This window comes from Flavobacterium sp. 1355 (assembly GCF_017833415.1).
GTDB lineage: Bacteria > Bacteroidota > Bacteroidia > Flavobacteriales > Flavobacteriaceae > Flavobacterium.
Map to the genome: position 1 here is coordinate 162,382 of NZ_JAFICC010000012.1, position 21,191 is coordinate 183,572.

General features: G+C 33.6%; 23 protein-coding genes. 17 read left to right on the forward strand and 6 right to left on the reverse strand.

Translation table 11 applies throughout. From position 1 onward, the window contains the following. Positions 1-38: 38 nt before the first annotated feature. The 8 genes from JOD96_RS16620 (at position 39) to JOD96_RS16655 (ending at position 6,722) form a co-directional block, all read left to right on the forward strand. Complete coding sequence (locus JOD96_RS16620; RefSeq protein ID WP_209565346.1) at positions 39-1,100, forward strand: glycosyltransferase; 1,062 nt, start codon at positions 39-41, stop codon at positions 1,098-1,100. 192 nt (positions 1,101-1,292) lie between these two features. After that, complete coding sequence (gene murB / locus JOD96_RS16625; protein WP_209565347.1) at positions 1,293-2,306, forward strand: UDP-N-acetylmuramate dehydrogenase; 1,014 nt, start codon at positions 1,293-1,295, stop codon at positions 2,304-2,306. A gap of 33 nt (positions 2,307-2,339) precedes the next feature. Continuing rightward, on the forward strand, positions 2,340-2,846 hold the full coding sequence (locus JOD96_RS16630; protein ID WP_209565348.1) for a hypothetical protein: 507 nt from the start codon (positions 2,340-2,342) through the stop codon (positions 2,844-2,846). Between the two features lie 30 nt (positions 2,847-2,876). Next, positions 2,877-3,491, forward strand: a complete 615-nt coding sequence (locus tag JOD96_RS16635) for an FMN-binding negative transcriptional regulator (protein ID WP_209565349.1) — start codon at positions 2,877-2,879, stop codon at positions 3,489-3,491. Positions 3,492-3,575: 84 nt separating this feature from the next. Continuing rightward, positions 3,576-4,682, forward strand: coding sequence for a glycosyltransferase (locus JOD96_RS16640; RefSeq protein WP_209565350.1), 1,107 nt, complete (start codon positions 3,576-3,578; stop codon positions 4,680-4,682). Next, positions 4,673-5,224, forward strand: a complete 552-nt coding sequence (locus JOD96_RS16645; RefSeq protein WP_209565351.1) for an RNA polymerase sigma factor — start codon at positions 4,673-4,675, stop codon at positions 5,222-5,224. The genes JOD96_RS16640 and JOD96_RS16645 overlap by 10 nt, the downstream gene beginning before the upstream one ends. A gap of 161 nt (positions 5,225-5,385) precedes the next feature. Continuing rightward, positions 5,386-6,213 carry an energy transducer TonB gene (locus JOD96_RS16650; protein WP_209565352.1) on the forward strand — a complete coding sequence of 276 codons (828 nt, stop codon included), beginning with the start codon at positions 5,386-5,388 and terminating at the stop codon, positions 6,211-6,213. A gap of 128 nt (positions 6,214-6,341) precedes the next feature. Further along, a complete protein-coding gene (locus tag JOD96_RS16655) occupies positions 6,342-6,722 on the forward strand; it encodes a PH domain-containing protein (protein WP_209565353.1) in 381 nt (126 codons plus the stop codon). A gap of 62 nt (positions 6,723-6,784) precedes the next feature. On the opposite strand, the gene JOD96_RS16660 is transcribed toward JOD96_RS16655, so the two are convergent. Together JOD96_RS16660 and JOD96_RS16665 are read right to left on the reverse strand one after the other, a co-directional pair. Beyond that, a complete protein-coding gene (locus JOD96_RS16660; RefSeq protein ID WP_209565354.1) occupies positions 6,785-7,651 on the reverse strand; it encodes a M48 family metalloprotease in 867 nt (288 codons plus the stop codon). A gap of 197 nt (positions 7,652-7,848) precedes the next feature. Further along, the gene (locus JOD96_RS16665; RefSeq protein ID WP_209565355.1) at positions 7,849-8,712 is read right to left on the reverse strand and encodes a M48 family metalloprotease; all 864 of its coding nucleotides are present in this window, start codon (positions 8,710-8,712) and stop codon (positions 7,849-7,851) included. A 292-nt stretch (positions 8,713-9,004) separates the two neighbouring features. Here JOD96_RS16665 and lipA point away from each other — a divergent pair, with 292 nt between their 5' ends. The 3 genes from lipA (at position 9,005) to JOD96_RS16680 (ending at position 13,144) form a co-directional block, all read left to right on the forward strand. Beyond that, on the forward strand, positions 9,005-9,871 hold the full coding sequence (lipA, locus tag JOD96_RS16670; protein ID WP_209565356.1) for a lipoyl synthase: 867 nt from the start codon (positions 9,005-9,007) through the stop codon (positions 9,869-9,871). A gap of 64 nt (positions 9,872-9,935) precedes the next feature. Then, on the forward strand, positions 9,936-10,937 hold the full coding sequence (gene gap, locus JOD96_RS16675; protein ID WP_209565357.1) for a type I glyceraldehyde-3-phosphate dehydrogenase: 1,002 nt from the start codon (positions 9,936-9,938) through the stop codon (positions 10,935-10,937). Between the two features lie 26 nt (positions 10,938-10,963). Then, positions 10,964-13,144 (forward strand): ATP-binding protein, encoded by a 2,181-nt coding sequence (locus JOD96_RS16680; protein ID WP_209565358.1) that lies wholly within the window; start codon positions 10,964-10,966, stop codon positions 13,142-13,144. Here JOD96_RS16680 and lpxK read toward each other — a convergent pair. Genes lpxK through JOD96_RS16695 form a run of 3 tightly spaced genes read right to left on the reverse strand, consistent with a single transcriptional unit; the run spans position 13,141 to position 14,688 of the window. Next, positions 13,141-14,175 carry a tetraacyldisaccharide 4'-kinase gene (lpxK, locus tag JOD96_RS16685; RefSeq protein WP_209565359.1) on the reverse strand — a complete coding sequence of 345 codons (1,035 nt, stop codon included), beginning with the start codon at positions 14,173-14,175 and terminating at the stop codon, positions 13,141-13,143. The genes JOD96_RS16680 and lpxK overlap by 4 nt on opposite strands. A 4-nt stretch (positions 14,176-14,179) precedes the next feature. Beyond that, positions 14,180-14,461: a Txe/YoeB family addiction module toxin gene (locus JOD96_RS16690; protein ID WP_209565360.1), complete on the reverse strand. Its 282-nt coding sequence runs from the start codon at positions 14,459-14,461 to the stop codon at positions 14,180-14,182. Further along, entirely contained in the window at positions 14,437-14,688 is a 252-nt protein-coding gene (locus tag JOD96_RS16695; protein ID WP_209565361.1) for a DUF2683 family protein, read from the reverse strand. The genes JOD96_RS16690 and JOD96_RS16695 overlap by 25 nt, the downstream gene beginning before the upstream one ends. 254 nt (positions 14,689-14,942) lie before the next feature. On the opposite strand from JOD96_RS16695, the gene JOD96_RS16700 reads away from it, so the two are divergent. The 3 genes from JOD96_RS16700 (at position 14,943) to JOD96_RS16710 (ending at position 17,888) form a co-directional block, all read left to right on the forward strand. Continuing rightward, positions 14,943-16,037 carry a Nif3-like dinuclear metal center hexameric protein gene (locus JOD96_RS16700; RefSeq protein WP_209565362.1) on the forward strand — a complete coding sequence of 365 codons (1,095 nt, stop codon included), beginning with the start codon at positions 14,943-14,945 and terminating at the stop codon, positions 16,035-16,037. Positions 16,038-16,040: 3 nt separating this feature from the next. Next, the gene (locus JOD96_RS16705; protein ID WP_209565363.1) at positions 16,041-16,820 is read left to right on the forward strand and encodes a zinc ribbon domain-containing protein; all 780 of its coding nucleotides are present in this window, start codon (positions 16,041-16,043) and stop codon (positions 16,818-16,820) included. A gap of 180 nt (positions 16,821-17,000) precedes the next feature. Beyond that, positions 17,001-17,888, forward strand: coding sequence for an alpha/beta fold hydrolase (locus JOD96_RS16710; protein WP_209565364.1), 888 nt, complete (start codon positions 17,001-17,003; stop codon positions 17,886-17,888). Positions 17,889-17,906: 18 nt separating this feature from the next. Here JOD96_RS16710 and JOD96_RS16715 read toward each other — a convergent pair whose 3' ends face one another. Continuing rightward, on the reverse strand, positions 17,907-18,584 hold the full coding sequence (locus JOD96_RS16715) for an ArsR/SmtB family transcription factor (RefSeq protein WP_209565365.1): 678 nt from the start codon (positions 18,582-18,584) through the stop codon (positions 17,907-17,909). Positions 18,585-18,660: 76 nt separating this feature from the next. On the opposite strand from JOD96_RS16715, the gene JOD96_RS16720 reads away from it, so the two are divergent. From JOD96_RS16720 to rluF, 3 genes are all read left to right on the forward strand, one after another. Then, a complete protein-coding gene (locus JOD96_RS16720) occupies positions 18,661-19,812 on the forward strand; it encodes a cytochrome P450 (protein WP_209565366.1) in 1,152 nt (383 codons plus the stop codon). Between the two features lie 15 nt (positions 19,813-19,827). Then, positions 19,828-20,172: an antibiotic biosynthesis monooxygenase family protein gene (locus JOD96_RS16725; protein WP_209565367.1), complete on the forward strand. Its 345-nt coding sequence runs from the start codon at positions 19,828-19,830 to the stop codon at positions 20,170-20,172. 200 nt (positions 20,173-20,372) lie between these two features. After that, a complete protein-coding gene (rluF, locus tag JOD96_RS16730) occupies positions 20,373-21,185 on the forward strand; it encodes a 23S rRNA pseudouridine(2604) synthase RluF (protein WP_209565368.1) in 813 nt (270 codons plus the stop codon). Positions 21,186-21,191: the final 6 nt, after the last annotated feature.

Below are 21,191 nucleotides of genomic sequence, written 5' to 3' on the forward strand. Positions count from 1 at the left end.
TGAAACATAAATTCGTGACGGCAAAACTCATTTACTGAATGAAAAGAAAAATACTTTTTCTGGGAGAATCCTATCGTGCTGACGCTATAACCTGGATGAAAGGTTTAAAAGAATTTGGCGATTTTGAAATTATAACCTGGGAACTTCAAACACCAAACAATTCAAAACTTAACCGATTTAAACGTATAGCAGAATACTTCTTCTCTCATATTTCGATTCGGAAAATTGTTCGACAGGAAAAACCGGATATGATTATTGCCGAGCGAACCACAAGTTATGGCTTTCTTGCCGCATTATCAGGATCTAAAACTATTGCAGTTGCACAACAAGGAAGAACCGATTTATGGCCGGAAGGTTCTGTCTTATTGCCTTTTAAAAAATTCATTCAGAAATATGCTTTCAAAAAAGCGCATTTAATTCATGCGTGGGGCCCTGTGATGACCATTTCGATGAAAGCAATTGGTGTCGATATGAGTAAGGTTTTGGTTTTACCAAAAGGAATTGATTTATCGCTTTTTACGCCTTCTACAAATAATTCAAACAAAATTGAGGCAATTGTAACACGTTCTTTACAGCCAGAATACCGTCATGACTCAATTTTGAAAGCTTTTTCGGTTTTGAATCAAAAAGGGATAGATTTTTCATTGACGATTGTTGGAGACGGAACGAGATTGCAATTTCTAAAAGATTTAGCCAGAGAATTACAAATCGAAAATAAAGTATTTTTTACAGGAAGGATCCCCAATACGGATCTTCCTAAATTATTACAGCAATCCAACATTTATATTAGCATGCCAATTACCGAAGGCGTTTCTGCTTCTTTATTTGAAGCAATGGCTTGTAATTGTTATCCGGTAGTTTCTGATATTCCGGGAAATCAAAGCTGGATAAAACATCGCGAAAACGGACAGTTGATCGAAATTGACAATATTGAAATGCTGGCTGAAGAGTTAATTTGGTCTTTTGAGAATGCTGAATCTCGAAATAATGCTATTTTTCGGAATAGAAAATTTGTGGAAGAGAATGCGAATTATGATATTAACATGAAGGTTATTGCAGATAAATATCATGAGTTGCTAAACTTACGAGCAACTGTGTAAGTTTAATCGTAAAGTTAGCGAGATTAAAGCAAAACTACTAGACAATATTGCAATAAGCAGTTTTTAGTTGTTAAAAATCGATTCAAATCTTAATTGTGATATTTTTTTAAAAGGGATCGCAGGTAAATTATAATCCTTATTTTTGAACACAGAATTATCCCGAAACTTCGGGAACAAAAAAGCCTTTTATTTATGGAAATCCAATCCAATTTTTCTTTAAAAAAATACAACACTTTTGGTATTGAAGCCTTCGCCAGACAATATGTAGCCGTTCATTCTGTAGCAGAACTGAAAACGGTTTTGGAAGAAAACAAAGACGAGAAAAAATTTATTTTAGGAGGCGGAAGCAACATGCTTTTAACAAAAGATATTGATGCGCTTGTTATTCATATTGATTTAAAAGGAAAAAAAATCATTAAGGAAGACGAAGATTATGTTTGGGTCGAAAGTCAGGCTGGCGAAACATGGCATGACTTTGTTCTTTACACAATTGACAATAATTTTGGAGGTTTAGAAAACATGTCCCTGATTCCCGGAAATGTTGGTACAACTCCGGTACAGAATATTGGAGCTTACGGAACTGAAATTAAAGATACTTTTGTTTCCTGCGATGCTATAAATATTAAGTCTCAGGAAATGAGAACTTTTACAAATGCCGAATGTAATTTTGGCTATCGCGAAAGCATTTTTAAACATGAGGCTAAAGACCAATATATTATTACTTCGGTAGTGTTTAAACTAACGAAACGCAATCACAAAATAAATACCTCATATGGGGATATTTTGGCTGAACTGGCAAAAAACAATATTTCTGAACCCACTCTAAAAGATGTTAGTAATGCTGTTATTGCCATTAGGCAAAGCAAATTACCGGATCCTAAAGAACTTGGAAACAGCGGCAGCTTCTTTAAAAATCCTATAATATTGAAATCTGATTTTGAGAAAATCCATCAAAAGTTTCCTGAAATGAAATATTATGAAGTTTCAGAAACCGAAGTAAAAGTTCCGGCTGGATGGCTGATTGAGCAAGCAGGTTTTAAAGGAAAACGTTTTGGGGATGCAGGAGTTCATAAAAATCAGGCTTTGGTTTTGGTAAATTATGGAAATGCTACCGGACAGGAAATCCTGGCCGTTTCAAGAGATGTTCAAAAAACAGTTTTTGAAACTTTCGGAATACATATTGAAGCCGAAGTCAATGTGATTTAATGGCTTTCAATATCTCAACTAATTAAGACTTTAATGAAAAAACTAAATATCAAGGTTGTATTTATTCAAGTACTCGGAATGATTTTCCTGATTAATGGTATTCTGCAACTGAGATTTTTTTCTGTAGCCGAAAAAGTTATGTGTGCCAGAAAACATTTTCAAGGTCAAAAATCAGAGGACTGGAATCGATTATTCCCTACAAAAGATGCTGTTTTTAATTTTTGGCCCAATGTATATATCTGGATATTCTTTGGACTAATAATTGGAATTGTTTTGGTTTCTTTTCTAAATTGGAAAAGGAAACTTTCGTCTTTAAACAGCCTTTTGGTTGCAATGATTTTATACATTCTTTTGAGATTTAAATTCTTTAGAAAAGAAACAGTGTCAGAATTGTTTCGCTCTGTACGGGTAGCAATTTCTGATGATTTTGCTACACAATGCTTAATCGAAGGGATTATTTTTACTTTAGCCGGATTGACTATTTTATACTTAAGTGTCCATCCCAGATTTCTCAAATCTCAAAATACAGCCGAAATTTAATTGGATATACATCTTTAATAAACTCATAAAATGTACACACCTGATTTATACAAAAACGAAGATCCGGAATCAATCAGAGCTTTCTTAAAAGAAAATAGTTTTGGAATTTTAATTAATCAGACCAACGGAAAATTATGTGCAACCCATATTCCGATTGAACTTGAAATCAATGCTGAGGGAAAGGAAATTTTGCAGGGTCATATTTCAAAGTTAAATCCACAAGCAGATGGGTTCAGAGAAAACGATCAGGTTTTGGCTGTTTTTTCAGGACCCCACAGTTACATCTCTTCTTCGTGGTACGATCACGAAAACGTGCCAACATGGAATTATATAGCCGTACATGTTTACGGAAAAATTAAGATTGTAGACGAAGCAACTTCTATAGAACAACTAAAGAAATTAGTGGATAAATACGAAGCCAATTCAGAGAATCCTGTTCGAGTTGAGGATTTATCATCAAAAACAATGCGCGAAGCCAGAGGGATTTTTGGTTTTGAGATTGAAATAAATGAGATTCAGGCTACAAAAAAATTATCTCAGAACCGTGACGATCATAATTATAAGAATATAATTTCGCAGTTAGAAAAGACTGAAAACCCTCAATCTATTGCTGTTGCAAAAGAAATGTTAAGATGCCGAAAGTAAATTTGATTTCAGACATTGAAAATTAGGAATTCATAATTACATTTGCACTCGCAAGATTCAGAAATTAAAAGACATTAAAATCAGATGCTTACATTCATTTTTTACTTTTTTATTGCCATTGTTGTTATACAACTTTCTTATTATCTGGGTGTTTTCGGTAAATTTGCTTTTAGCAAACCTCAAGAGATCACTCCAAATAACATTCCGGTTTCTGTAATTGTTTGTGCAAAAAACGAAGAAGAAAATGTCAAAAAATACATTCCGCTATTAGCAGAACAAAATTACCCTGATTTTGAAATTGTTTTAATTGATGATGCATCAAGTGATGAAACTCTTGAAGTTTTTGAAGAGTTTGAAAAACAATATTCAAATATTCGCTTAGTAAAAGTAGAGAATAATGAAGCCTTTTGGGGCAATAAAAAATATGCTTTAACATTAGGAATTAAAGCTGCAAAAAAAGATTATCTTTTATTTACCGACGCAGATTGCTATCCGATATCAAAAGACTGGATTACAGCAATGACATCTCAGTTTACTCAGGAGAAAACTATTGTTTTGGGCTATGGAGGTTATGAAAAAACCGAGCGTTCTTTATTAAATAAAGTGATACGATTTGAAACGCTTTTAACAGCTGTACAATATTTTTCATGGGCAAAAGCAGGGCTTCCATATATGGGTGTAGGGAGAAACTTAGCTTATAAAAAGGAGGAATTTTTTAATGTAAATGGTTTTATTGAGCATATTCAGGTTCGCTCCGGTGATGACGATTTGTTTGTAAATCAGGCGGCAAATAAAATCAATACTACTATTGCCTTTAATCCGGAAAGTTTCACGTATTCAAAACCTAAGAAGACATACAGAGAATGGTTTTCTCAAAAAAGAAGGCATGTTGCTACAGCAAATTATTATAAAGTTTTTGATAAAATTCAGTTAGGTTTATTTTATACCTCACAATTATTTTTCTTTTTATTAGTTATTCTTTTACTGGCATTACAGTTTCAATGGATCGCTGTATTGGCTTTAGTGGCGACACGCTACACAATTGCATGGATAGTTGTGGGCTTCTCGGCAGGAAAACTAAAAGAAAAAGACCTTAAAATATGGTTTCCTGTTGTAGAAATCATGCTTATATTCACACAAATTAATATCTTTATAACTAATATCTTTTCAAAACCTGTACATTGGAAATAAATTCTAAAATAGAAAAAGCAAAAAAAGGCGATCAGATCGCCTTTACTTTTTTGCTTGATTTTTATTGGAATGAAGTGTACAGTTTTATGCTTAAACGGACAGAAAACGAAACTACTGCCGAAGATATTACCATTGAAACCTTCTCAAAAGCTTTTGACAAAATCGCTTCTTATAATGCTGAATTTCAATTTAACACGTGGCTTATTGCAATTGCAAAAAACGTTTATATTGATTTATTACGTAAAAAGAAAACCAGTCTTTTTATAGAAATTACCGATGCCGAAGATCAGCAGGCATACAATATTGCTGACACAACCCCTTCTGCAGAAGATGCTCTTATTAAAGAGCAAAACCTTTCGCGTTTACTGCAATGCATCAAAGAATTAAAACCACATTATCAGGAAGTAATTCAGCTGCGATACTTCCAGGAAATGAGTTATCAGGAAATCGCAATTAAGATTGATGAGCCCCTGAGCAACGTAAAAGTAAAACTACTACGCGCTAAAAAATTATTAGCAGAAATCATCGAACGTAACAGATAATTTATTATCTTTAACTAAAGAATAAAATATCCATGTGTTTTTTCTTAAAAAACTAATTATTCCCTAACCCTTAAAATGTTCTTTTGTTTTTATTGTCTATCAAAATTAAAATTTTGTTGCTTATGATTTAATGTTTACTTAACCTTAAAATCCAATTAACTATGTCTAAACTAAGCATCTATGAAACCAAGTGGACCGATCTTGTTTTCGAAAACAAAAACAAAGAATATGGAGCGTATCAATTGCGCCAGGAAAATTCTAAAAATTCAATAACAGCATTATTTATGGGACTGTTATTATTAACAGCCATAGGTACAATATCGGTGCTGATTAGCAAATTTAAAGTGGCTCCTCCAACTGCAGTTGTCGATCCTTTTGATCCGACTATTACAATTGTAGACATGGATCCTATTGTTAGACCTCCTGACGAACCTATTGCACCTCCTACTCAACAGCCAAGTGCAGCAACTCCTGTTACACAAGCAAAGCAATTAGTAGATCCGATAGTTTCGAGACCTGAAGACGCAGTAGAAAACATTGCATCCAACACAGACAATCATCCTGTAGTGGACAATGTAACTCCGGGGACAGGCACGGTCATAAACGCTTTGCCAACAACTGGCGGCGGTGGCGGGGACGGAGCTGCAGTTGCACCAAAAACGAATGAGCCAGCACTGATTTCTGAATTAGATAAAATGCCCGAATTTCCAGGAGGAATGAGTAAATTTTATACTTACGTAGGAAACAACTTTACAAGACCTGACTTGGATGCTGAAAGAACTTTAAGAGTTTATGTGTCTTTTGTTATTGAAAAAGATGGATCTATAACTGATATCATTGTAAAAAATGATCCTGGTTTCGGAATGGGTAAAGAAGCTGTTAGAGTTTTAAAATCACTAAAAACAAAATGGTCTCCGGGAATTATTGACGGAAAACCAGTTAGAACCGCATATAATCTTCCGATTACAATAAAAACGGAAGCAGAATAAAAAACAAAAAGCAGAATTTAGGTTCTGCTTTTTTTATGAAATTAACATTAATTAAACTTTTGCTTACATCTGGAACTGTAAAATATTTTTACTTTTACAATAAACAGTTTAATTAAAATCAGAAACAAATGGGAATATTTTCAGCAATGCTTGGTAACGCGGGATCCGTTAGTCAGGAAGATTTACTTAAAAAATACGGACAGCTTTTAATCGATAATGAAGAAATCGAAATGGGTTTTAAACTAATTCGGGATACATTTATCTTCACAAACAAAAGATTAATTTTAGTTGATGTACAAGGTCTTACAGGAAGTAAAACCGAATACAAATCTATTGCCTACAAAAGCATCACAAGATTCAGTATTGAAACTGCCGGAACTTTTGACCTTGATGCCGAATTAAAAATCTGGGTCTCGAGCGAATTACAGCCTAGTATTGTGAAACAATTTAACAAATCGGTAAACGTATACGATGTGCAAAAGGTACTGGCACATCACGTTTTAGGATAATAAAAAACAAACCCGGCAAATATTAAACTTGCCGGGTTTGTTTTGTAAAAAGTCAGAAATTCTTATTTCTTTTTTGTTGTCTTTTTAGCTGTAGTTTTCTTCGCTTTAGTTTTAGCAGGTACTGTATTTACAATTTTTTGCTGCACATAAGCTTTGTATAAACCATCTGTTTCTGCTCTCTTCTTAGCATCATCAGCTCTTTTCTTTGAATCCGGGTGAGAACTCATCATTTGCTCTATAAAGGAAGCTTCAGCACCTTCACTCATTTTTGCCAAAATCCTAAATGCCGATTCTTCAGCATTAACATTGTATCCATTTTTTTTTAGAAAATCGTATGAAAATAAATCCGCTTCCGTTTCCTGTTTACGGCTATGTTTGCTATCAATCAAAGCGCTTCCGATTTTACCTAACTGACTATCTGTTACAGCACTAACTTTTACAGACTGTGAAGATACTCCATCTATCAACGCTTCTTTTTGATATGCCGCACGCATAGCATCTCTTGAATCGTTATTGGCAACGTGGCCAATTTCATGCCCTATAACTGCAAGCAATTCATTATCGTCCATGATATCCATTAATCCAGAATATACGCGCACGCTTCCGTCTGCGGTTGCAAACGCATTTACTTCTTTCACTTTATAAACTTTATAATTTAAAGTATATCCTTCGCCAGCAGTATGCTTTCCAAAAACCCTGTTTAATCTTAATGTATAGCCATCATTTGGTCCAGCCACCTGATTGGTTGAATCTAATTTTCGTACTGCTTCTTTTGATAATGCAGCAGCGTCAGCGTTACTCAAGGTAAAACTTGCAACACCTTTCTGTACAGCTCCCAAAGCTTTTTCTCCAAAGTTTATTTGCGCATTCATTTTAGTAAAACCAAAAGCGGCAAACAAAACTCCCAATACAATAAATTTCTTTTTCATATTTTTATTTATTACAATTTGACAACAAATGTAGCATAACAAAGTGCTATTTCATTTCACACAAAGCTTGTTTTTTCAACAAATAAAGATATAAATTTAAGCGGGTTAAATTACAGCCATAGTTATTTATTCTGACAGCAATCAACAAAAAACCCGATAAACTCTGCGAAGTTTTTCGGGCTCTTATTATAAAAAGATTACTTCTTTTTTGTTGTTTTCTTTTTGGCTGTTGTTTTAGCTTTTGCTTTTACAGGTGCGGTATTAACAATTTTCCCCTGTACATAAGCCTTATACAAACCATCTTTTTCTGCTCTTTTTTTAGCATCATCAGCTCTTTTGCCAGAATCAGGGTGCGAACTTGCCATCTTAGTAAGAAAAGAAGCTTCTGCTCCTTCGCTTAAATTTTGCAGGATTCTAAATGCAGATTCTACCGCATTAACATCATAACCATTTTTTTTCATAAAATCATATGAGAATGAATCTGCCTGAGATTCCTGTTTTCGACTGTGCTTGCTATCAATCATTGCACTTCCGATTACTCCTAATTGAGATTTTGTAAGAGTCTCAATTTTCCCCGATTGAGATGATACCGCATCTAGCAAAGCTTCTTTTTTATAAGCAGCCTTAATCGCATCTCTTGTATCATGATTAACAACATGGCCTATTTCATGCCCGATAACAGCAAGTAATTCATTATCATCCATAATATCCATTAAACCTGCAAATACACGCACACTACCATCTGCACAAGCAAAAGCATTTATATCTTTTACTAAGTAAACTTTATAATTTAAAGTAACTCCCTCACTAGAAATGTGTTTCCCAAATAAGCGATTTAATCGGATTGAATAACCATCTGCCGGCCCGGCAACAGGATTATTAGCATCCATTTCAGCAATTGATTCTTTAGCTAAGGCTGCTGCATCTACATCACTAAAAGTAAATCCTGCAATGCCTTTGCCCAAAGCTCCCATTGTTTTGTCTGAAAGTATTTGCGCATTCATTTTAGTTACACCAAAAGCGGCTAATAAAATCCCTAATACAATAAATCTCTTTTTCATTTTTCTCAAATTAAATTAACAGCAAAATTACTACGGCATGAGTTTCATGTTGTCTTAATGAGTCAAATTTGTAATAGATTAGGGCAGAGTTCAAAATTTAAAAAAAGCAGGTTAAGTATCAAATTTTAAACAAAGAATGAAAAAGATCAGCTCAAAATATATTTAAAAATAAACTATTAACATTTGGAGTTAATAATCTTAAATAAGGCAAGACACTTAAAAATAAACGAAAAGGAAATTAACGTCTTCAAATAAACTACATTCCGTATCTTTGTGCTTTGAATTCTGATATATGGAAACAGTCATTGAAAATATACCAACCGGAAAACCTAAATGGTTAAAAGTAAAACTTCCGATTGGACAAAAATATACTGAACTTCGTGGTTTAGTAGATAAATATAGTTTAAATACCATTTGTACTTCTGGAAGCTGCCCAAATATGGGAGAATGCTGGGGAGAAGGAACAGCAACTTTTATGATTCTTGGAAATGTTTGTACCCGTTCTTGTGGATTTTGCGGTGTAAAAACCGGAAGACCGGAAACCGTTGACTGGGATGAACCTGAAAAAGTAGCCCGCTCTATAAAAATCATGAACATCAAACATGCTGTTATTACAAGTGTTGACAGAGATGATTTAAAAGACGGTGGTTCTATTATCTGGATTGAAACGGTAAAGGCCATCCGAAGAATGAATCCAAATACAACTCTTGAAACATTAATTCCGGATTTTCAGGGAATTGAAAGAAATCTGGACAGAATTGTTGAGGCAAACCCGGAAGTAGTTTCTCATAACATGGAAACAGTTCGCCGCTTAACACGTGAAGTACGTATTCAGGCAAAATATGACCGCAGTCTTGAGGTTTTGCGTTATTTAAAAGAAAAAGGAATCAACAGAACCAAATCGGGAATCATGTTAGGCCTGGGAGAAACAGAAGAAGAAGTTTTTCAGACAATGACAGATTTGCGCAATGCAAATGTTGATGTGGTAACAATTGGTCAATACTTACAGCCAAGTAAAAAGCATTTACCGGTAAAAGAATTTATAACTCCCGAACAATTTGCCAGATACGAGAAATTTGGTCTTGATCTTGGTTTCCGCCATGTAGAAAGCGGGCCACTGGTTCGTTCTTCATACAAAGCACAAAAACATATTCTATAAAAAATTTACTTGTTTAATTGTTAACCAATTAAACAAGTAAATGGTCAAATGAACTCATTACGAATTGAAAAAAACAAGAATTGCCATTAATGGTTTTGGAAGAATTGGAAGAAATCTATTCCGCTTACTTTTAAACCATCCTGAAATTGAAGTCGTTGCAATAAACGATATTGCTGATAACAAAACAATGTCGCATTTAATAAAATACGATAGTATTCATGGTGTTTTACCTTTTAAAGTGGGCCACGATGAAGAAAGTATTATTGTAGATGGAAAACACTATTTATTTTTCCATGAAAAAAGTATTTCAAATTTAGACTGGAAAAAACATGCTATTGATTTTGTAATCGAATCAACAGGAAAATACAAAACACACGAAGAATTGAATGCCCATATTGAAGTAGGTGCAAAAAAGGTAATTCTTTCGGCTCCTTCTGAAGTTGACACTATAAAAACGGTAGTTCTTGGAGTTAATGACACTATTTTGGACGGAACCGAAACGATAGTTTCGAATGCCAGCTGTACGACAAATAATGCAGCTCCAATGATAAAAATTATCGATGAATTGTGTGGAATAGAACAAGCATACATTACTACAATACACTCTTACACAACTGACCAAAGTCTTCATGACCAGCCCCATAAGGACTTACGCCGCGCGAGAGGTGCAAGTCAGTCAATTGTCCCGACAACTACAGGTGCAGCGAAGGCATTGACAAAAATTTTTCCTAAATTGCATGAAAAAATAGGAGGCTGTGGAATTCGTGTACCTGTTCCGGATGGCTCATTGACCGATATTACATTTAATGTAAAACGTGCTGTCACTATCGAAGAAATCAACTCTGCTTTTGAAAAAGCCTCAAATACAAGCTTAAAAGGAATATTAGATTACACAGAAGATCCAATCGTTTCGGTTGATATTATTGGCAATACACATTCGTGTCTGTTTGATGCACAACTTACCTCTGTAATTGACAAAATGGTAAAAGTGGTGGGTTGGTACGACAATGAAATTGGCTATTCTTCCCGATTAATCGATTTGATTTTACTGATGAAAAAAACATAGATTCATTGTAAGAAGCATTGCGATACATGAAACATCTTTTAATTCTAATCAGTTTTTTAAATTCGTTTTTGTATTCTCAAGCCAGCCAGAGTACAGATAGTATTTTCTATTATAATAAATTAGCAGACAAAAATCTTAAGGATAAAAAATACGATAACGCTATTTTTTTTACACAGAAATCAATTGATTTCTGTACGGCCAATCATAAAACTGAGCAGCAGGCCAATCAAACTTTTAAGCTTGGTAAAATTTATTACACACAGCGAAATTACGAATATGCGCTAAAAACTTTCCACAAAAGCATTTCCTTATTTGACAGGATAAAACCAACTCCTACAAATGCACTGGCATTGCATTATATTGGTGTTACCAGTGCCTTAAAAGGAAATCTAAGAACTGCCGATGTCTACTATAATAAATCTGAAAATCTTTTTAAACAATTAAATATTGTTGATCGTTCTCAAATCCTGAGCTATCAGAAAGCAATGGCTTTTAAGGCTGGCAAGAACTTTTCACTGGCTATAAAAACTTTTCAGAAAATTGCCAAAAAACCAGATAATATTTCGGTTTTAAAAACAAAAACAGATGCTTATCATCAGCTTGGCTTAATTGAAACTCAACTGAGACAAAATGATTCTGCCCTCTTTTATTTTGAAAGTGCATTAGAAGGCATTTCAAAAAGTAATGATCTGGCTCAAAAATCAAAAATCATTCTGGCTATCAGTCAATACTACAAGAAAAACAAAAACTTTGATCTTGCCTATTCTTATCTGGATGAACATTATCAGATTGAGAATTATATTTTGAAAATAAAAAATACGAGGCTGGATTCAAACGAATTCGAACAATTCAAAAGAAACCAATCCTTAAACAATACCCTGCAAAAAGAAAGCGAAGAAAAAATTCATCAAAAAACATATCGTTACTCCAAATTGGTGAGTATTCTGGCAATTGCCTTAATCTCTATCTTGTCTCTTTTGAGTCTGTCGTTATATAAAAATAATATTATCAGGAATCAGAATAATTTGCTTTTAAGAGAGAAAAACAAAGAACTGATTTTAGCCAAAAACAAAGCCGAAAAAGCTTCACAAGCGAGATCAGAATTTTTATCAACTGTAAGCCACGAGCTCAGAACGCCACTGAATGCTATTAACGGAATTACCCATTTATTACTGGAAGACAATCCTAAAAAAAGTCAGTTAAAATATTTAGAATCTTTAAAATTTTCAGGAAATTACCTTACTACTTTTATAAATGAAATCCTTGAAATAAATAGAATTGATTCTGCCAAAGCAGAAGTTGAAAACATTTCTTTTGATCTTAAAAAGCTGTTATTTAACATCCAGAGTTCCTTAAAAGAATTAGCAACAGCCAATAAAAATTATTTTAATCTGGAAATCGATGAAGATATTCCGGATAATTTAATTGGTGATCCTACCAAATTATCCCAGATTATCCTCAATTTAATAAACAACGCTTTAAAATTTACCCAAAACGGGCATGTAAATGTCATTGCGAAATTATATGAAGCTAATGAAGATACTGCGGCCATTTATTTTGAAATCGTTGATACCGGAATTGGTATTCCCGAAGACAAACTACAAACGGTCTTTGAAAGTTTTTCGCAAGGATCAATAGAAGTAAATCGAAAATATGGCGGAACGGGCCTGGGACTTACTATTGTAAAAAAACTAATTGAACTTTTGGGTGGCGAAATAAAATTAAAAAGTGAGGTAGGAAAAGGTTCTACTTTTACATTCAGATTAAATTTTGATATCAGCAAAGAACCATTAAAAAACACTGATGAACTAAAAACAGATAACTACCCACAATTAAAAAACAAGTTTTTTTTGTTGATTGAAGATAACAAAATCAATCAGATGATTACCCGAAAAATGCTTGAGAATAAAGGTATAAAATGTGAAATACTGGAGAATGGCGAAGATGCAATTGAACTTTTGAAAGTAAAAAGATTTGATATGATTCTGATGGATGTGCATCTCCCCGGAATTAATGGCACAACAGCGACGAAACAAATCAGGGAGTTTGACAGAACAACTCCAATTATCGCATTAACAGCTATTTCGCTTGACGAAAACCGCGATTTACTGCTTTCTTTCGGAATGAACGATGTTATTACAAAACCGTTTACAGCTGACGAATTTTACAGCACAATTGCTAAGTATTTTGAGTTAAAAAATGACTAAGCTTTTTGTTTGCTAAACCTCAACCTCACAATATATTCTAAAATACTACTGTCAAAATCTTGTTCTTTACTGATAAACGTACTTTTTATGGGTAAATAATACAATGGCGAAACCAATTTTGATTCTTTCAGCCGAACATAATCTTTTTCGGTTGTAATAATTTTTTTTTCTTGTGCCTTATTTTGAACCGTTTGTAAATCTGAATCAGAAAAATGATGATGATCCGGAAAAGTAAGACATTCATCTTTTTCATTTTTTAAATAATCAAAAAAGGGTGCTGGTTTTGCAATTCCGGCCAAAAGCAATTTTGATTCATTTTTGATCTCACTCACAGCAATTTTTTCTTCTTTTCCATAAACAGAATCATCATAGTCTATAAAGGTAAAAAAAACCTGTTGCGAACTATTGACATTTAGCTTATTACGAATTTTTTCTTGCTTTTCAACAGATAAATCTTTTGGGCATTTGGTAACAATAACAATATTTGCCCGATCTGCTCCTCTCCTGCTTTCGCGAAGATTTCCTGTTGGCAGCATAAAATCATCTGCATACAAATCACCATAAGATGTGAGCAGAATGTAAAATCCGGCTTTTACTTTTCGGTGTTGATAAGCATCATCAAGTAAAATAATTTCCGGTTTTTCTTTCTGTAACAGTAATTGGGTAATGCCGTTTGTTCTGTTGGCATCAACAGCAACCTGAATATTTGGAAATTTTTGATAAAACTGAAAAGGTTCATCTCCTAAAATTTCAGCATTTGAAGTTTCATCTGCCAAAACAAAACCTTCTGATTTGCGTTTATAACCTCGGCTTAAAGTGGCAACTTTATATTTTTCAGACAATAACCGGATTAAATATTCTATTTGAGGCGTTTTACCAGTTCCGCCAACGCTAAGATTTCCAACAGCAATTACCGGAATTTCAAATGATACTGATTTAAGAATACCTTTGTCAAAAAGAAAATTACGGATCGAAGTAATGAATCCGTATAAAATGGCAAAAGGAAAAAGTAATATTCGAAGTAATTTCATAAAGTTATTTATCGGAGTAATGTCCCATTGCAGAAATCACGAACACGGTTACAATGTCGTCTTCTATTCTGTAAATTAATCGATCTTTTTGATTGATTCGCCTTGACCAAAGACCTGAATATTGATGTTTTAATTGTTCCGGATTTCCAAAACCCTCCTGTGGATTTTCTGATAGTTCAATTAAAATTTTAGAAATATTTTTAATTGAAATTTTATTTCCTGACTTTTTATGCTTTTCAATATCTTGATTTGCAATTTTAGTTACTTCAACCCTAAACTTCCCCATATATCATTCGGATCCAGCGTTGTAGTTTCGCCATTCTTAATATTCTCTTCTGCTTTTCTAACTTTCTCAATAAATTCAGGGCTATAAATACTTTCTCCCTTATCAAGTTTTCTTGAATCGGTTTCTATAATTTCAATTTCTTCAAAACCTTTAAAACTATCAAACATAGCGATAAAAGCTTTCCCTATTTTAGTACGTTCGTTTATTTTTACAGTTAACGTTTTCATGGTTTTTTATTTAAACACAAAGATACAAAATTCGTACTATTAGTAATATAATATATTACCAAGTATAACTATTAAGTAGCATAAAATCAATAAAACTCGTGCTATTAGTAATACAATATATTACCAAGTAAGAACTATTACATATCACAATATCACCGAAATATTTTAAGGTTAATACGTTTATTCGTTAATTTGTTTAAAAATTTTAAGTTAATGGAACAACCTGAAACTTGAAACCTGAAACAAAAATTCAAATGAAAATCAAAAATATAATAGAAGTTCTCGAAGAAATGGCTCCGTTGGCTTACGCCGAAGATTTTGATAATGTTGGACTTTTAGTGGGTGATGCCGAAGCTGAAAGCACAGGTGTTTTGGTATGCCATGATGCTTTAGAAAATGTTATTGAAGAAGCCATTACAAAGAATTGCAATTTGGTGGTTTGTTTTCACCCTATTTTATTTTCAGGAATTAAAAAAATTACGGGAAAGAATTACGTAGAGCGCGCCACTCTAAAGGCTATTAAAAATGACATTGCTATTTATGCTGTTCACACAGCGCTTGACAATCATTTGCAGGGAGTCAATAAGATTTTCTGTGATGCGTTAGGATTAAAAAATAACAAAATTTTAATTCCGAAACAGCATTTTATTCAAAAACTAGTTACTTATACCGTTCCCGAAAATGCCCAAAAAGTACGTCAGGCGATGTTTGATGCCGGCGCAGGAACAATTGGAAATTATGACAATTGCAGTTTTAACTCTAACGGAACAGGAACTTACAAAGGAAATAATGAAAGTAACCCTGTAATTGGAGAACGTCACGAACTAACAGAAACTGAAGAAATAAAAATTGAAGTTACGTTTGAAAAACATCTACAATCCAGGATTCTAAAAGCGCTTTTTGCCAATCATATTTATGAAGAAGTAGCTTATGAAATTTATGATCTGCAAAATCAGCATCAGAATATTGGCTTAGGAATGGTTGGCGAATTTGAAACTGAAATGGACCAAAAAGACTTTCTGATTTTTATAAAAGAAAAAATGATTGCTGACGGAATTCGCCATTCTGCTTTTACAGGAAAAAAAATTAAGAAAGTGGCTGTTTTGGGCGGCTCCGGGAGTTTTGCCATAAAAAATGCAATTCAGGCAGGAGCAGATGCATTTTTAACCGCCGATTTGAAGTACCACCAGTTTTATGAAGCTGAAAACAAGTTACTTTTGGCAGATATTGGTCATTTTGAGAGCGAACGCTATACAAAAAATTATATTGTTGATTATCTTCGAAAAAAAATCCTTAATTTTGCCATCATTTTATCGGAAGAAAATACAAATCCAGTTAAGTACTTATAGAATATGACGAATACGAAAGAATTAAGTGTTGAGGACAAGTTAAGAGCAATATATGATTTACAGCTTATTGACTCTAGAATTGACGAAATCAGAAACGTTAGAGGAGAACTTCCTTTAGAGGTAGAAGATTTAGAAGATGAAGTTGCGGGCTTAAGCACACGTTCAGAGAAACTGAAAAGTGAACTTGAAGTAATTGAGGAGCAAATCAAAGCAAAGAAAAATGCAATTGAGGAGCATAAAGAAGTGATCAAAAAATACACTAAACAACAAGAATCAGTTCGTAATAACAGAGAATTTAATTCTTTGACTAAAGAGGTTGAATTTCAGGAATTAGAAATCCAATTGGCTGAAAAGCAAATCAAAGAAATGAAAGCTTCTATCGAACATAAAAAAGAAGTTATTTCTAATTTAAAAGAAAAACTTGACGCTAAAAGCTCACATTTAAAACATAAAAAATCTGAATTAGACGCTATTATGGCTGAAACTCAAAAAGAAGAAATCTTCTTGTCTGAGAAATCTGCTGAATTTTCTGCTCTAATCGAAGAAAGATTATTAGCTGCTTACAACAGAATCAGAAGCAGTGTACGTAATGGTCTGGCTGTTGTATCTATCGAAAGAGGAGCTTCTGCAGGATCATTCTTTACAATTCCGCCTCAAACTCAGGTTGAGATTGCTTCAAGAAAGAAAATCATCACTGATGAGCACTCTGGAAGAATTTTGGTTGACAGTGCGTTAGCAGAAGAAGAGAAAGAAAAAATGGAACAATTGTTCGCTAAAATCTAAATAAGTTAGTCCCGATTAATCGGGACTTTTTTTTATATTCTTTTGCCACAGATTAAAAGATTAATGTAGATTAAATCATTCAAGTCTGAAATGAAACCCGCGCAAATCTTTAATCTGTAGCAAAACTTTTTTAGCAGGTTTTAAAATCATATTTTTTATCTTTAGAAAAAAATTTAAGTTTTGGGAATCAGAAAAGGAATTCGTTTTATTACTTTAAAATCGGTCGGATCATATATTAATCTTCTTAGTTATGTACGTCCTCAAAAAGCTGTCGCACTTTCTTACGCTCTTTTTAGTCAGCCACGAATAGGCAGATTACATAAAGACAAATTACCCAAAATATTAAGAAATACAGCAACAGAAACATTTCATCATAACGAACATCACTTTCAAACTTATATCTGGAAAGGCAACGAAACCAAAATCTTACTCGTTCACGGATGGGAAAGCAATGCTTCGCGCTGGAAAAAAACCTTACCTCATCTTCAAAAATCAGGAAGCACTATTATAGCAATTGATGCTCCCGCTCATGGGCAAAGCAGCGGAAAAGAATTCAATGTTCCCCTTTATGCAGAATTCATTAATAAGGCTGTAGAAAAATACCAGCCCACAATTATTATTGGCCACTCTATAGGCGGTGCCGCATCTGTCTATCATCAGTATTTATTTCCGAATACCAGCATTAATAAAATGGTTATTCTGGGAGCTCCTTCAGATTTAAAAACTTTAATTGACAATTATATCGCAATGCTGAGTCTGAACACCAAAATGTTTTCACTTCTGGAGAGCAAATTCATGGAAAGATTCAATTTTAAACTGGAAGATTTTTCAGGGCAAAAATTTGCTTCAGTATTCAATGTTTCGGGGTTAATTGCACATGACACTTCAGATAAAATTGTTGCTTTTGAAGAAGGGAAAAAAATCCACAGCAACTGGAAAAATAGTCAGTTTATTGAAACAAAAGGGTTAGGACATGGAATGCATGATGATGAATTGTACGACAAAATAATTGAGTTTCTGTTTAGCGAACAAAACACTCAGGCTCAACTTGACAAAGATTCAGAATAAAAGATTTGCCCGTTTTGATCAAACCACAATCCTGAAATGCTTCAAAAGCTCTTTTTCTCCTTTTCCTGTAATTTGTATCGCTCTGGAATCTTTAGTTCTTCTTAACCAATCTTCTGCAATCATTTTATTTAATAAAGAAGCCCCGAGTGAACCTGCAATATGATTTTTTCTTTCGCTCCAGTCCAGGCATGGTTTCAGGAATAATCGTCTTTGTTTTTTTATTTCCTCCAGATTAATCCCAAAATCAGAAAACCATTTTACACCTTCCTGACTTACTTCGAATTTATTTTCAGAATCGAGAATAATTTTTTGCTCTAAAAGACTTTCGGCAACAGCCACACCAATTTTTCCGGCCAAATGATCGTAGCATGTTCTACAGTGTTTTATTGACGAATGTTTTTCAGAATTCTTTTTTTGAGATACTGCCGGCGGAATCAGGCTTGCCATTGCTTCTATTGCATAAGCTGTTTCTTTATTAGAAAATCTATAATATTTATGGCGTCCCTGTTTTTCTACACAAAGTAAACCAGCGTCTAAAAGCTTCGCCAAATGCATACTCATATTCTGCGGAGAAGTATTGGCTGTAATAGCAAGTTCGGTAGCTGTAAATGCTTTTCCATCAAGCAATGTCCACATAATTGCTGCCCGGGTTGGATCTCCAATTAATGAGGCAATTTTTATAAATTGATCTTCCATTTTATGTATTCATAGTTAAATCCAAACTTAAGTATTGTGTTGTAAAGTTAAATAACTTTGCTAAAAACAATACACTATGTCGTCGTTATTTCTACAATCTGAAGTAAAAAATCCATACACTATTTATCAGAAAATGATAAAAGAAAATCCAGTTTATTGGGATGAAACAAATAAAATCTGGGCGATTTATTCTTATGAATTTTGTGTTGAAATATTAAAAAACCCTGATGCTCAAATTCCGGCATTTCCTCCAAATGAAAAGCTTAATGAATATGTTTTAAAAATCATTGCTAATCTTGCCCGATTATCAGATGGTGTTCAGCATATGGTTGCAAAAGAAACCGCAACTATTCTTTTTTCTCATATGAAAACTAGTGGAATTCAACTGTTATTAGAAAAATTATTCCAAAAAAATAGCGTTTTAAATCAAATAAACTGGGTAGATTCTATCTGCAAAAAACTTCCTGTTCTCACGGTTTTAAAAAGTTTTGATTTTGATGAAGAAGATTGCCTTTTTATTATCGAAAACATAGCAGTGTTTCTAAAAATAATGCAGCCTGTTAAAACAGATGAAGAAGTTGAGATGCTTAATGACATTTCGAAGAAAATTTATTTAATAACCGAAAAACATATTCGCAAATTATCTTTTTATGAAAGTTTACTGGATAAGATTTCTTCATCTTACACCATTTCAAAAGAAGCAGTAGTTTCTATTTGCGTTAGTAATTTAATCGGACTAATTATTCAAAGTTATGATGCCGGGAGAGGGCTTTTAAGCAATTCATTATTGCAGTTTTTTTTAAAAGAAAACCCTCTTCAAAATCAAATTGACAAGACATGGATAGAGAAAATGGTTATTGAAACATTACGGTTTGACCCGCCAATTCACAATACCAGGCGAGTTGCCGTTGCCAATATCGAACTGAATGGAATTACGATCAAAAAAGATGATTTAATTTTAGTGGTTCTTGCTGCTGCAAATCGTGATCCTGATCATTTTGGAAATTCGATTATTTTTGATGTTAAAAGAGAAAATAATAATGAGCATCTGACTTTTGGAGCTGGCGGGCATATGTGCCTGGCAAAGTATTTTTCTGTTCAGTTGGCAACCGAAGCTTTATATTATTTATTTACCCATTACAAAGTTTCATTATTAGGAAATGAAGCAGAATATGAACCTATGATAAATGCCAGATTACCGAAAGCGATCTGGATTTCAATTTTATAATTTTAAACTAAAAAAATGATAGCAGTAATTTTTGAAGTCATTCCAAACAAAGGAAAAAAAGAAGAATATCTTGATATTGCAGCAAAATTGAGACCCGAATTAGATACTATTGAAGGCTTTATTTCTATAGAAAGATTTCAGAGTTTTAATGATCCCGAAAAAGTTTTGTCTCTTTCTTTCTGGCGGGATGAAGAAAGCATTCAGCAATGGAGAAATCTTGAAATGCATCGTTATGCTCAGTCAAAAGGCAGAAATGAGATTTTTAAAGATTATCATTTAAGGGTTGCAACCGTAGTTCGCGATTATGGAATGTTTGAAAGAAAAGAAGCTCCGGGAGACAGTTTTAAATTTCATTCTTGATAGGCTAAGGTTCTGAGATACTAAGATACTAAGATACTAAGATGCTAAGGTTCTAAGCTTTTTTCTTTGGATAAAAAAATTTTATTCTTATCCCGAATAGATATGCTAACGCAAATTTCTAAAATTCCAAAAATCCAGAACCCAAAATCTAAAGTCTAAAATCTCAAATCTAAAATCTTTTTTTTGCCTACTTTTGCAGTATGGAAGAGAATTTAAAACGTCTTAATAAATTTATTGGAGAAACCGGTTATTGTTCCCGTCGTGAAGCCGATAAACTTATTGAGGAAGGACGTGTAACAATAAATGGCATTGTGCCCGAAATGGGAACAAAAGTTTCGGCAAATGATGAAGTACGCATAGACGGAAAACTGATTGTGGAGAAACACGAAAAACCGGTGTATCTTGCTTTTAACAAACCGGTTGGAATAGAATGTACAACCAATCTGGAGGTTCGAAACAATATTGTTGATTATATTAATTATCCAAAACGTATTTTCCCAATCGGAAGGCTTGATAAAGCAAGCGAAGGACTAATTTTTATGACAAATGATGGTGATATCGTAAATAAGATTTTGCGTGCCAGAAACAACCACGAAAAAGAGTATACTGTAACAGTAAACAAACCAATTACAGATCGTTTTATACAAAGAATGGGAAATGGTGTTCCGATATTGGATACGGTGACCCGAAAATGTAAAGTCGAACAAATTAGTAAAACTACTTTCAAAATCATTCTGACGCAAGGGTTAAACCGCCAAATCCGTAGAATGTGCGAATATTTAGGCTACGATGTTACTGCTTTAAAACGTATTCGTATTATTAATATTTCGTTGGATGTACCTGTTGGCCGCTACAGGGATTTAACCGATGCTGAAATAAAAGAATTAAACCAATTGATCGAACCATCAAGTAAAACGGAGGAAGCGAGTCTGCCAAAAACAGAAGCGCCAAAACGCAGAACAGAGTTTATTTCAAAGCATGATCCGAGATTTAAAAAAAAGGGAGATTATTAAATAATC

What these genes read in the sequence shown, in the direction of transcription:
- JOD96_RS16620 (WP_209565346.1), top strand. Translation starts at nt 39, where the DNA reads ATGAAAAGAAAAATACTTTTTCTGGGAGAATCCTATCGTGCTGACGCT.
- murB (WP_209565347.1), top strand. Translation starts at nt 1,293, where the DNA reads ATGGAAATCCAATCCAATTTTTCTTTAAAAAAATACAACACTTTTGGT.
- JOD96_RS16630 (WP_209565348.1), top strand. Translation starts at nt 2,340, where the DNA reads ATGAAAAAACTAAATATCAAGGTTGTATTTATTCAAGTACTCGGAATG.
- JOD96_RS16635 (WP_209565349.1), top strand. Translation starts at nt 2,877, where the DNA reads ATGTACACACCTGATTTATACAAAAACGAAGATCCGGAATCAATCAGA.
- JOD96_RS16640 (WP_209565350.1), top strand. Translation starts at nt 3,576, where the DNA reads ATGCTTACATTCATTTTTTACTTTTTTATTGCCATTGTTGTTATACAA.
- JOD96_RS16650 (WP_209565352.1), top strand. Translation starts at nt 5,386, where the DNA reads ATGTCTAAACTAAGCATCTATGAAACCAAGTGGACCGATCTTGTTTTC.
- JOD96_RS16655 (WP_209565353.1), top strand. Translation starts at nt 6,342, where the DNA reads ATGGGAATATTTTCAGCAATGCTTGGTAACGCGGGATCCGTTAGTCAG.
- JOD96_RS16660 (WP_209565354.1), bottom strand. Translation starts at nt 7,651, where the DNA reads ATGAAAAAGAAATTTATTGTATTGGGAGTTTTGTTTGCCGCTTTTGGT.
- JOD96_RS16665 (WP_209565355.1), bottom strand. Translation starts at nt 8,712, where the DNA reads ATGAAAAAGAGATTTATTGTATTAGGGATTTTATTAGCCGCTTTTGGT.
- lipA (WP_209565356.1), top strand. Translation starts at nt 9,005, where the DNA reads ATGGAAACAGTCATTGAAAATATACCAACCGGAAAACCTAAATGGTTA.
- JOD96_RS16680 (WP_209565358.1), top strand. Translation starts at nt 10,964, where the DNA reads ATGAAACATCTTTTAATTCTAATCAGTTTTTTAAATTCGTTTTTGTAT.
- lpxK (WP_209565359.1), bottom strand. Translation starts at nt 14,175, where the DNA reads ATGAAATTACTTCGAATATTACTTTTTCCTTTTGCCATTTTATACGGA.
- JOD96_RS16690 (WP_209565360.1), bottom strand. Translation starts at nt 14,461, where the DNA reads ATGGGGAAGTTTAGGGTTGAAGTAACTAAAATTGCAAATCAAGATATT.
- JOD96_RS16695 (WP_209565361.1), bottom strand. Translation starts at nt 14,688, where the DNA reads ATGAAAACGTTAACTGTAAAAATAAACGAACGTACTAAAATAGGGAAA.
- JOD96_RS16700 (WP_209565362.1), top strand. Translation starts at nt 14,943, where the DNA reads ATGAAAATCAAAAATATAATAGAAGTTCTCGAAGAAATGGCTCCGTTG.
- JOD96_RS16705 (WP_209565363.1), top strand. Translation starts at nt 16,041, where the DNA reads ATGACGAATACGAAAGAATTAAGTGTTGAGGACAAGTTAAGAGCAATA.
- JOD96_RS16715 (WP_209565365.1), bottom strand. Translation starts at nt 18,584, where the DNA reads ATGGAAGATCAATTTATAAAAATTGCCTCATTAATTGGAGATCCAACC.
- JOD96_RS16720 (WP_209565366.1), top strand. Translation starts at nt 18,661, where the DNA reads ATGTCGTCGTTATTTCTACAATCTGAAGTAAAAAATCCATACACTATT.
- JOD96_RS16725 (WP_209565367.1), top strand. Translation starts at nt 19,828, where the DNA reads ATGATAGCAGTAATTTTTGAAGTCATTCCAAACAAAGGAAAAAAAGAA.
- rluF (WP_209565368.1), top strand. Translation starts at nt 20,373, where the DNA reads ATGGAAGAGAATTTAAAACGTCTTAATAAATTTATTGGAGAAACCGGT.